Raw genomic sequence first — 11,091 nt, 5'->3', positions numbered from 1 at the left:
TCTTCATATGTTACTTCATAGTTACCCGGCTTACTTGTGTCCACTGAATTACTCACGACTTGGATCTTTGCTGTGATATCTCCGTCTTCTTTATCTGTTGCTTGCATCGTGCTCATTGGATCAAATACGCTATTTGGATTCAGTTTCGTCGTTGCTTCTCCTGCGATGACTGGGGCTTCTGTCACTTTGACTGTACGAGTGAATGTCGCCTGGTTTCCGTCAGTATCGGTTACTTCGTATGTTACTTCATAGTTACCCGGCTTACTTGTGTCGACTGAATTGCTCACGACTTGGATCTTTGCTGTAATGTCTCCGTCTTCTTTATCTGTTGCTTGCATCATGCTCATTGGATCAAATGTGCTATTTGGGTTCAGTTTCGTCGTTGCTTCTCCTGTGATGACTGGGGCTTCTTCGACAATAACATGACGTGTAAAGGTTCCCTTGTTGCCATCAGAATCTGTCACTTCATAGGTCACATCATATGCACCTGATTTGCTGGTATCTACTGGATTCGAGACAACAACAATACGAGTCGTAAGATCCCCATCTTCCTTATCTGTCGCTGCCATCGTAAGCATCGGGTCAAATGTGGTGTTTGGCTGTACGACTGTTTGTGCTTCTCCCGTAATGACTGGCAGTTCATTACTCGTGACCGCGATGGCATCATCTGTCGCCTCCGCCGTATACGTATCCGCAAAATTTTGATCGTTATAGGTAGCGCTCGTACTCGGTGTAGCAGCATTTGTCACGGCTGTCCCTGTCATTGGAATCGTAATATCTGCTGTGGCATCTTTTTTCAATACATCGATTTTAAACGTGAGGGTGCGCGTCGTGGCATCGTAATTCTCATTGGAAATCGTCGTGTTTGCCGAAGATAGTGAACCCGCTGTGTAGTTCAGTGCCGTTGGAATTTGTACCGAAATCGTGTTATTAGCTGCTGGCATCCCGCCCACATTCGTCACGTGCAACGTATAGTCTGCGCCTTGTCTGACCTTCGTGCTGGCTTGTGCAAAACTACCTTCTATATCGAGTACGGATTGTGTCGCGAATTGGACATTGTCTAATAAATTCCCTGCTGCTGGGTCTCCACCTGCGGCACTGACCGAGCGGAATTGGAAGCGCGTTGTCGTTTGGCCTTCTGGAATCGTGTATTCACCTGTATATAGTCCCCATGTCCCTTTATTATCCACCATTTCAGCTTGTTGCGCCATTGGACCATCAGGGGCTCCGAATTCAACCACCGCTGTGTCTACCCCGTAGCGTCCTTTATGGTATACTTGCCAGCGTACTTTTACGCCTGGTGTCGTAGGGATATCTTGATATAACGCACTGACTTCATACGCATTTAATTCCGCCCATTGGTTTCCTGAGATAGATGGACTACTTTTGGGTAAGCCGTTTTCTTGAATTTCAATAAGGTTATCGCTCGCAGTGGTTCTCCAACCGGGTACGCTATTCGCATCAAAAGTTTTCCAGTGGGATTTCGTTGTCACGACAGGGTTTTCAAAGTCACCGTTTACAAGCGCTATAACTGCTGAATCAGCTTGTACACGATTAGTCTGCGTACTTGCTGCATTTACTTGTTCTGTCGTTATTTTCCAAAGTGGCAATGAGGATGTTACTAGTCCACTTATTAAAATCATTGCCGAGGCCGCCTTCACGCTCTTCTTAAAATTAGTTGGGCCTTCTTTTTTTAGCAAGTGCATCACTCTTTTCTGTATAATATTAATTCACTAGTAACTAATATATCATGTATTTTTTTTTAGTATTTGTTTATTCTATACAACGGCGCTTCGAATATAAGAACATTTGTTTACAGTCTTAATCGTGTAAGATAGCAAAAACCAACAAAAATATGTAACCCTTTTACAAGCCAAGTGTGTAATGTAATGCCACCCTTCTATAACTAGTAAAAAACCACCCATGTGAACAGGTGGCTCAAAACTTTGTTCTATTTTTTTAAAGGTAGATTAGCATTTCGTTTTTTGGAGTTGGTATCATCGACTTTGTTTATATCGCTCTGGTCACTTGTTATCCATTTCAAGGTGACCTTATCGAATTGATCGAATTTGCTCATTTTAGGGATATGAAAATTAAGTAAGACGTCTTTTTTTTTGATTTTGGCCTAGCTTTAATGCTGTTCCATTAATACTGTCATCTGCTGCCACTTGGTATTCTCTGCCGTCTGCGATTAAAGGTTGCTTTGTTAAAAAAAGAATATATATCCTTAGCCGATGTATTTTCAACGTGGATTTTAACGCCTAGAACACCGTCATCTGTAATTTTCATAGATGTTTTGGTTGCATCTGATAGTTTAACGCTTGTAACATGCTTAATTTTACTTTGGAGACCTCTCCAGTCATCTGACCATGTCTGCACGTAATATTGGCGTTGATCTTTTTCTTTAGCGCTAGCTGTTTGTGCGCTCTTCGTTGTTGCTTTTTCCCCAGATGCTTTTTCATCTGCTCCGCATGCTGCTAGCGTTGTTCCTAAGGCTAGGACAGCGCTACTTAGCAGTAATGCTTTTTTCATATCTCTAACCTCACTTTTTATTTCATTCCAATTGTTTTATATGTTGCGATATGGGCATTTGGTGATACTGAAGTGAATTCGTCGTCTTCCCATAAACGTTCTTTGTCCATATTTTGGATCAAGTAGTTCATCAAGTTAGGATGGTTTTTGATTAATGGACTGTGTGGTTCTGGTGTCGGCATAATTAGTAAATGGCTCTCCACATTATATTCTTCTCTCAATGTTTGATGTAAATTCGTCACTGGTCTAAAACCATAATCTCGCACCCCTGTGAAAAAGAAGAATTCAGGCTTATTTTTACGATTTTCTAGGTTTTTAAAAACATCCGGACTTTCAAACAATGTTTTGACACGCTTTTCAAATAGCTCGTCCTTATTGAAAAAAAGTTTTCTTCCGCTCTCACCAAAACCGTCTGTCGAAATTCTTACGTCCGGAACCATTGTGAATACGCGGGTGATTTGTGGACAGTGGAGTGCCATTAAAATTGCTCCGACACCGCCTTTGGAACTGCCAACAACATAGACATGTTTATAACCATGTTCATCAATGAAATGACTTAATTCGTTGCTTAATTCTTCGTATATAAATTTACCATTATCAAATGCATACCAGCCGTAAAGACGCGAATAATAATCCTCTAAATATAAATAGTCACGCGTATCATTTCTTTCGGAAACCTTCATAAAGTGATAATAGCTGTGCAGATTTTTGACATCTTTATCAGGAATACGCCCCTCTATAATATTGGTAGCATATGCTTCGTTTGTCTTTGTAAATACGCCTTGAAAAATGATAACAAGTGTATCCGAGTTATTTTTAATATGTGCTCCGTGTAGAGGCGTTTTTGCATTGTCATTCAATTTTTGTGATGCGACTGTCATTTTATCTTATCCTTTCGCGCTTCTATTACCATAAACCTAGTATTTTAGCGGCACTTACAAGAAATATAAGAAATAGCGAGGTAAAACTAGCTATTGGTAATTTTTGTTCGCCGAATCGTGGTTTTTTTTAAAGAGCGTCTTTTTTGTTTTGCAATTTGTTCTTTTTGGTACATTTGTTTTTCTACGGGTGTTTTTTTCATGAAATGATGGACAAATTTGCTATACTCTAGGCACACTTCGTCACTATCCCCGAAAAGTCTCATTTTGCCAAAATGTAACCAGATAGCTTTGTCACAGGTTTCACGAATTTGTTTTAATGAATGGCTGACGAAGAAAATCGTTGTACCATCTTTTTTTAAGCGTTCTATTTCGTCTAAACATTTTTGATAAAAGCTTGAATCACCAACAGAAAGGGCTTCGTCAATGATTAGGATGTCTGGGTTCGTCTGAATAGCGATACCGAACCCTAGTCTTGCGCGCATGCCGCTTGAATAATGTTTCACTGGCTGATTAATGAATGATTGTAGTTCTGTAAATTGAATAATTTGTTCCATTCGTTCTTCAATTTCTAGTGGTTTAAAATCCATGATTAGCATCTTTAAACGAATATTTTCTACCCCTGTCAAATTAGGCTTTAATGCTGAGCCGATAGCTAGCAAGGAGACAGTTCCTTTTTGCTCTATAACACCTGTAGTTGGGGACAAATGGCCAGCAATAATGTTAGCAAGTGTTGATTTTCCCGACCCGTTTAGTCCGACAAAACCAATACATTCTCCTTTAGAGACAGTCATAGATATATCTTCTAGCGCTTGGAATAACTTAGCTTCGCGCTTTTGGAACGGCCTACGCCATAAATGATTTAATTTTTTACGTTCAAGCTGAAATATTTTTTCAACTTCCTCCAATTTTAAAATACTTTCCATTTTTTTATTCTCCTTAACTATACTCCACGAAATAGTTTTTATATTTATTCATCATGTAAACACCGGCTAGTAAAATCAGGAGCGTCACACCAAAGAAGTAGACACTCCACCAGATGTGATCAAACATCCATGCTCGTGAAAGTAATGCATCTCGAAACCCCTCAACAATGTACACAATCGGATTTAGCATGAACAGCCTGGTCAATAACGACTCGGGATGTGTTGAAATATTAATAACCGCACCCGAAACAAAAAAAAAGTAGGCGCATCGTCGAACTAACAATTAATTGATAATCTCGGAATATAAGCGCTATGACTGAGTTGAGTGTTGCCAGTGCGACCATTAATAATATCATCGCGAAAAAATAATAGATAATTTGAATCCAGTAAATATCAGGAAAATTACCTGTACCAATATATAAACAAAGAAATAACCCCATCATCGTGAAAAAAACCGTTTAACCCACGAACAACTGACATAGTTGGCAGTATTTCTACCGGGAATTTCGTTTTCGAAATTAAATTCAAATTGGAGCTAATAGAATTGACACCAGTGTTTATACTAGAACTCATATAGAACCATGGGATAACTCCAATAAACATCCAAAATATATACGGGACACCATTTTCCATCATCTGTCTTCCGCCTAAGCGCATTCCAAAAATTAAATAATAAATAACAATTTGAATGGTAGGACTTAAAAATTCCCAAAATAAGCCTAGAAAATGACTTTGATGTGCTGCCTTTTTTTCGAAACTTGCAATCCGAAAAACTTTCCCATAATTGGAAAATTGAGTGTGACACCAATCGATTAAAATTTTCAAAGCTTAAACCTCATTTCTTTGCTCAGGTCTTTCGACATCGGTTTAATTTGTAGATGAACTTTTTTTAAAAAAAAGGTTCTCCTAGCTGTATCGATGCTTGTTCTATCACTATGGTTCATCCTTTCTTATTTCGCATCTATAAATATGAGGACATATTAAGATAGCGATCATTCGGACCATTTATTTTAAAGTCAATTTTGATTTGGCAAACAGTGTGCTTCTCATCTGAGAATTCTCTATTTATTTTTTTGATCGTAGTTTCTTCCTTATTCGCCAATACTTGCCAATCCAGTCCATAATTCTAGTTTTCATGATTTGATTGTAACGATTTTTGAAATAATCGCGCTCGGCTCTGAGGGATACTAGTTCTTTTTCTTGCTGCCCAAGCATTTTTAATTGTTCTTCATTTTCTTTTTGAATATCTATTAATGGTTCTTTTTCGCTGTCTATCAATGTAATGATTTTAAATTTATAATCAGCGAGTTCTGTTTTGGCGGCTTTTACTTGTTGCATCAGCATCTCTTCACATCGAAGTTGTTTTTGTAGCTGTTGTTTTTCTGCTATCAATGCTTGACGCTTTGCCTCTAAGCTTGTTAGTTTGCGATTCAAATGATCCATTGTCTTTTTTTGGTTTTCACTTGTATATTCTAATTTTTCAAGTTTCGCTCGTAATAACATTTCTTCGTGAATTTGTTCTTCTAATTGTTTCTTTAGATTTTTTTTGTGCATGTGTCATCACTTGTTTTGCGTGATCTGTTTGTTCTAGTAATCGCTTTTTTAGATGTTCATTTTCTAATTTCAATGATTCTACTGTTTCTTGTACTGGTTTTGATGGTATTCTTTCAAGTTCTCCCGTTATTTCTTCTTGCACTGGCTGTTGCTTCTTTTGATATGACAGTTTTTGATTCTGTTTGTAATCTTGCATATCTACACCTCTATTAGCCTTTGATAGATTCTCAAGAACTTTATCTTTTCATTCGCCCAGTTATATTTCTCTCTGGCTCGAAACGTATTCTGATGCATTTTTTCGCGTAGTTCCGGCTGGTCAATTAATAGATTAACCGCCCTAGCAATGGAATTCGCGTCGTCTGGTTTCACAATCACCCCTATCTCATCGTTTTTTACTACTTTTCTTATTTCTGGAAAATCACTGGCCACAGTAGGTACACCAGCCATAATATATTCGAAAAGTTCATTCGGCGCGGCTGAGTAATGTGTAAAATAAGTATCACTTAACAACTGGAATCCAATGTACGCGTTACTTGTGTATGCTGGTAGCTGTTCTATAGTAACTTTAGGTAAAAACTTGACGCGGTGTGACAAGTCCCTACGTACGGTTTCCTCAATTAAAAATGGTTTCATTTGACCTTCTCCAGTGAATACGATGGTGCCGCTCTTGATATGAGGAATGGCATCAAGTAGTTTGTTAAGCCCTCGTTCTTCTTGCAGACTACCTTGATAAAGTAAAATCAGCTCATCTTCTGGTAAGTCTAATTTGTTGTGTAAATTAACTGGATTCCTATGCGTTGGTAAACAAGGATAGTTGTAAACCACATTCGGAAAAAAATGATATAATTTTTCAATCAATCGTGCTCGTGTGTCATTTTCATAAATGCAAGCATCGATATATCGCATTAAGAAGCTTTCCACTAATGGATACATCATCGACTCATCATCTGTGCGGTTACGATTCACTTCATGGGAGTCAAAAATGACTTTTCGTTTTCGTATCCATTTTCCGCATACTACCGCTTGAAATAATGTATTTAAATCATTCGCATGATACACCGTGGCATCTGCTTTTATTCCCCAGTAAATCATCTTGATAGCTAGCGTTACATCGCGAACAACATATTTCATTTTCGTTTTGTAGAGCACAAAGTAAGTGCCTATGAAGCAAATAGCTAAAAGAGGAATATAAAAAATGGTCACAAAGAGGAGTAATAATAGCATGATTTTGTGCCATTGTTTTGGAAGATTGAAAAGTTGAAAACCCAGGTGTCGAATTTCAAACTGGTTAGTTCGCTCTTCTACTGTCGTTTTTTCCTGACCTAATGTTAATAATTGAATCTCATATCCAGCCTCGGTTAGTGCCGTACATTCCCGTAATATATGTGCATCATTTTGAAATTCTTTCCAAACAAACATCGTCACTCGTTTTTTCATCGGTTTGTGCAACTATCCTTTCTAATTGCTTTCTGTTGTTTTCCCAGTTAAAATGTTCGATGGCAAAATTTTTACCATTTTGCCCATATTGATGACGTAATTTTGGTGAATCGATCCATTGGTTCACTACACTTTCTAACATATCAAAATCAGCTTCATTTTCCAGGACAATTCCTGCCTCGGCTTCTTCAATAATATGTCTCGAATATCCTGATGTTACACCGATAATTGGCAAACCAGCACCCATGTAATCAATGACTTTCCCCGGTATAACCGTTTGAAAAACAGGATGTCTGTCTAGTCCCATATAAGCTATATCTGCTTTTAACAATCGCTGAAAAACTTTGTCGCGCGGTTCTGGTGGCTTCAATTCCACATTAAAAAGTTCACGTTGCATAATTTCTTGGCGCACTTCTTCATAGTGAATGCCGTAACCTATAATTAAAAAGTGAATTTTCGTATTTTCTTTAAAAGTCCTAGCAAGAGAAAGAAAAGTTGTTAAATCTTGCGCCACACCTAAATTGCCAGCATAAATAATAGTAATAGCCTCATTGGAAGGTGCTTGTCTTTCTTGCTCTAACTCATTTTTTGTTAATGAATTCGGTACAAAGTAGACTTCCTTATCCTCGCCGACAATCCTTTTTATATAATCAATAAAACCTTCACTGTTAACAATAATCTTATCAGCTCGAAGATAAATCAGTCTTTCAACTGGATATGCTAAGTAACGAATAATTCGCGTAAATAAACCTTTGATTGCTTTAAGCGTCTCTGGCCATAAGTCTCTGACATCAACAATTAGTTCTGCTTTATATTTTCTTTTAGCAACCAAACCAATAAGCGGAATCGAAAGCGGCGGTGTACTGACAAAAATCATGTCGTAGTGACCGTCATCTTTCCATACGAAGCGTAAAAGCTTCCATAGCACTTCCAGGTATAGCAAAAAGCGAAAGAAAAAGATCTTTTCAAAACGCTTATTCTTTGTTTGAACTCTTTTTACTTTCGCATTTCTCAGTTCTTCTTGTTGAAAGTCTGATTCTTGATATATTTCTTTTTGAGGATATTGAGGATTCGTCGTCCAAATGGTTACATTAAAATTGTCACTCAAATTCTCACTAACGCCCTTCATGCGATTAGCAGCGCTCCCGATTTCGGGAGAAAAATTTTGAGTAATCATCAATACATTTTTTTTTCATTGGTCGCATCCTTTATGTTTTATTAAGCGTGCACGAAGGTTTGACCAACCTCTGAAATATTTCCCAAGTGGTGGTATCCATCATATCCATAGCAATCCTTCGCAATATTTTTTGTGTCAATAATATGCGCATGGTTGGTATTCGCAAAATCTTTTGGATGTAAAGTTTGAAATTCACTGTGGTCCGTTAAAATCAGGACTAGATCAGCTTGGTTTAATGCAGCTTCAAGGTCTGTTTCCACAAACGCAGCTTTTACATGCGGGTCATACGCAACAACTTGATAACGAGAAGTTGCGACTAATTGCTCGTAAATTTCCATTGCTGGACTTTCACGAATGTCATCAATATCGCCTTTGTATGTTAGTCCCATCACGACAATCTTTTTATCGAATTGGAAGTCTAATGCTTCTTCTGCTTTTTTAATGACGAATTCTGGCATGCTTGTGTTAATTTTTCTGGCTGTTTGAATTAGTGGGGATACGGTTGGCGCTTCGGCAGCGATGAAATACGGGTCTACTGCTAAACAATGTCCGCCGACACCTGGTCCTGGTAAATGTAAATTAACGCGAGGATGCTTGTTTGCCATATCAATAACGTCTAATGCATCAATCTTTAATTCATTACATACTTTTACTAACTCATTGGCAAGAGCAATATTTACATCGCGATAAGTGTTCTCCATTAATTTAGACATTTCGGCAGCAGAGGCTGTTGTTTCAATTAGCTCACCTTTAACAAAAATACCATAAATTTCTTTACCTTTTTGGATGCATGCTGGCGTCATACCACCGATAATACGATTATTAAAAATTAATTCGTGTAGCACTTGTCCAGGTAAAACGCGCTCTGGGCAATGCACTAAGAAAATATCTTTACCAATCTGAAAACCTGCTTCTTCGATAATTGGCTTAACATGATCTTCCATAGAACGCGGTGCGATAGTGGACTCTACGATAATCGTATTGCCTTTTTCAAGGACTGGTAGCGCCATGTTCACTGCTGATTTAACATAATCAAGATTACATGATTTCAACAAATCGTCATTATTTGGCGTTGGTACAGAAACAATAAACACATCCGATGGCGTTACTTCTTTACCTACATGGAACGTTTCACTTTGTAATGCTTGGTTGAGCGCGTCTTGTAAGCCAGGCTCTTCAATATGAACACGACCTTGGCTTAATTCATTCACTACGTGTGGATTGACATCTACTCCATAAACGTCTTGCTTGTGGTTGGCAAACATGACTGCTGTGGGCAGCCCGATATAACCTAAACCTAATACAGTGATTTTCAAATTGAACATCCTCTCTTCTTTATTCCTCTATTTTAACGTCCCAATTAGCTAGGCTTTTCTTCGCTGGTGTATACATTAGAGTACCTTTTTTAACAGTGTCTGCTAATGCAAAAGTAATGTCGCGTTTAATGGTTTGTCCTGCTTTTACTGGCTCACCAAATGCATTTGCGTCTGGATCAATATCATATGTTTTATTGCCTGCTTTGAATTGGAAGTCAAGCGCTCCAATATCTTGTGTTATAGGGCTATTATTTTTGATGCTTACAGTGATAATAGCTTTATTTTTCTTGTTTTGTGATTTAGCAACATCTACATTCTCAATATTAATAAGGAAGTTATTAGCATCTTGCTTTTCATACGTTACTTTTGCTTCTGCTTTTTCTGTTTTGCTGCTAGTGTCTGCTGAATTCGAGCAACCTACTAATAATCCAACTGTTGCAACTCCGATAACGCATCCTGTAGCAATTTTCTTCAATGTTTTTTTCAATGTTTGCACGTCCATTTCTTTAAAATTTATTTTTGTACACAGTACCATTGTGAGTATTTTATAGTTCTAAATGTTGCTATCACCTCTTTCAAGCTTTTCTGCGTTTACAAACATACCTTTACTATCCCAAACTAGTAGCTCTTGTTCTTCTAACAATTTTAGTTCTTGTCCTAATGTTTTTCTGGATAATTGACAATAGCTTGCTAAGTTTCTGCGTGTCATGAATGGTAGCATTCTATACCATCCGTCTCTTTTTTCATCAGCTACTAAGATATTTTCTTCTAGCAAACTTCGAAAACTACGGATAATTTTCAATGTAGAATTAATGTAAAATTTAGAAGATTCCGTATATATTTTAGAAACTATCTTAGAGTTGGACACGACAACCCATTCCAACAACGAAGCTTTCCGTTTAATAAGCTCGAAAAACTTATTTCTATTCATTTCAATGACTTCTATTTCCGTATCGCTACTAAAAAATATTTCCTTCGAATGCTCTGCTTTCAATATCTGTAAATCAAGTAGGTAATTATCGTTGAGATATGTTAGGATGAATGGTTCTTTTTCTTTACCGTCCTCCAGATGCATAACTCCTGTTAGAAGAATAATAATTTTTTCTTCTAAATTAGATATTTTTGTTCGAGGGCTATATTTTTGTCGTAATCCCCCGTGTTGTTCCATAAAATCGATCAACTCTTGGTTGTCAACAGGTATCATCAAGAATATACTCCTTCCTGAATTTTTTTTTGCAAGGTAGTTATAAAAAAGTGAGGTTAAATCTCTT

At 37.6% G+C, this 11,091-nt stretch carries 12 protein-coding genes; all 12 read right to left on the bottom strand.

Translation table 11 applies throughout. The features are described from left to right. Window positions 1–1,700, bottom strand: a 1,700-nt coding sequence (locus tag PRIP_RS16255) for an immunoglobulin-like domain-containing protein (protein WP_159101530.1), incomplete at its 3' end; no start/stop codon positions are given. A gap of 454 nt (window positions 1,701–2,154) precedes the next feature. Continuing rightward, a complete protein-coding gene (locus tag PRIP_RS08535; RefSeq protein ID WP_036100812.1) occupies window positions 2,155–2,532 on the bottom strand; it encodes a hypothetical protein in 378 nt (125 codons plus the stop codon). 17 nt (window positions 2,533–2,549) lie between these two features. Next, on the bottom strand, window positions 2,550–3,413 hold the full coding sequence (locus PRIP_RS08530) for a hypothetical protein (RefSeq protein ID WP_036100811.1): 864 nt from the start codon (window positions 3,411–3,413) through the stop codon (window positions 2,550–2,552). A gap of 86 nt (window positions 3,414–3,499) precedes the next feature. After that, entirely contained in the window at window positions 3,500–4,336 is an 837-nt protein-coding gene (locus PRIP_RS08525; RefSeq protein WP_052008823.1) for an ABC transporter ATP-binding protein, read from the bottom strand. A 402-nt stretch (window positions 4,337–4,738) separates the two neighbouring features. Further along, complete coding sequence (locus tag PRIP_RS17670; RefSeq protein WP_241434131.1) at window positions 4,739–5,161, bottom strand: ABC transporter permease; 423 nt, start codon at window positions 5,159–5,161, stop codon at window positions 4,739–4,741. 240 nt (window positions 5,162–5,401) lie between these two features. Continuing rightward, window positions 5,402–5,890, bottom strand: coding sequence for a hypothetical protein (locus tag PRIP_RS08515; protein WP_149023794.1), 489 nt, complete (start codon window positions 5,888–5,890; stop codon window positions 5,402–5,404). Further along, entirely contained in the window at window positions 5,817–6,086 is a 270-nt protein-coding gene (locus PRIP_RS08510; RefSeq protein WP_036100809.1) for a hypothetical protein, read from the bottom strand. The genes PRIP_RS08515 and PRIP_RS08510 overlap by 74 nt, the downstream gene beginning before the upstream one ends. Before the next feature lie 2 nt (window positions 6,087–6,088). Beyond that, a complete protein-coding gene (locus PRIP_RS08505; RefSeq protein WP_036100808.1) occupies window positions 6,089–7,327 on the bottom strand; it encodes a glycosyltransferase family 4 protein in 1,239 nt (412 codons plus the stop codon). Continuing rightward, window positions 7,281–8,504, bottom strand: coding sequence for a glycosyltransferase family 4 protein (locus PRIP_RS08500; protein WP_052008822.1), 1,224 nt, complete (start codon window positions 8,502–8,504; stop codon window positions 7,281–7,283). Before PRIP_RS08500 ends, PRIP_RS08505 begins: the two co-directional genes overlap by 47 nt. A 41-nt stretch (window positions 8,505–8,545) precedes the next feature. Then, complete coding sequence (locus PRIP_RS08495; RefSeq protein ID WP_036100819.1) at window positions 8,546–9,820, bottom strand: nucleotide sugar dehydrogenase; 1,275 nt, start codon at window positions 9,818–9,820, stop codon at window positions 8,546–8,548. Window positions 9,821–9,839: 19 nt separating this feature from the next. Then, complete coding sequence (locus PRIP_RS08490) at window positions 9,840–10,307, bottom strand: DUF4352 domain-containing protein (protein ID WP_149023793.1); 468 nt, start codon at window positions 10,305–10,307, stop codon at window positions 9,840–9,842. 66 nt (window positions 10,308–10,373) lie between these two features. Next, window positions 10,374–11,024 carry a hypothetical protein gene (locus tag PRIP_RS08485; RefSeq protein WP_036100806.1) on the bottom strand — a complete coding sequence of 217 codons (651 nt, stop codon included), beginning with the start codon at window positions 11,022–11,024 and terminating at the stop codon, window positions 10,374–10,376. Window positions 11,025–11,091 lie beyond the last annotated feature (67 nt).

This window comes from Paenilisteria riparia FSL S10-1204 (genome assembly GCF_000525995.1).
GTDB lineage: Bacteria > Bacillota > Bacilli > Lactobacillales > Listeriaceae > Listeria_A > Listeria_A riparia.
This window is presented reverse-complemented; position numbering and strand designations above follow the sequence as displayed.

Coding starts and splice junctions, on each gene's coding strand:
- PRIP_RS08535 (WP_036100812.1), bottom strand. CDS start 2,532: ATGAAAAAAGCATTACTGCTAAGTAGCGCTGTCCTAGCCTTAGGAACA.
- PRIP_RS08530 (WP_036100811.1), bottom strand. CDS start 3,413: ATGACAGTCGCATCACAAAAATTGAATGACAATGCAAAAACGCCTCTA.
- PRIP_RS08525 (WP_052008823.1), bottom strand. CDS start 4,336: ATGGAAAGTATTTTAAAATTGGAGGAAGTTGAAAAAATATTTCAGCTT.
- PRIP_RS08515 (WP_149023794.1), bottom strand. CDS start 5,890: ATGCACAAAAAAAATCTAAAGAAACAATTAGAAGAACAAATTCACGAA.
- PRIP_RS08510 (WP_036100809.1), bottom strand. CDS start 6,086: ATGCAAGATTACAAACAGAATCAAAAACTGTCATATCAAAAGAAGCAA.
- PRIP_RS08505 (WP_036100808.1), bottom strand. CDS start 7,327: ATGAAAAAACGAGTGACGATGTTTGTTTGGAAAGAATTTCAAAATGAT.
- PRIP_RS08500 (WP_052008822.1), bottom strand. CDS start 8,504: ATGATTACTCAAAATTTTTCTCCCGAAATCGGGAGCGCTGCTAATCGC.
- PRIP_RS08485 (WP_036100806.1), bottom strand. CDS start 11,024: ATGATACCTGTTGACAACCAAGAGTTGATCGATTTTATGGAACAACAC.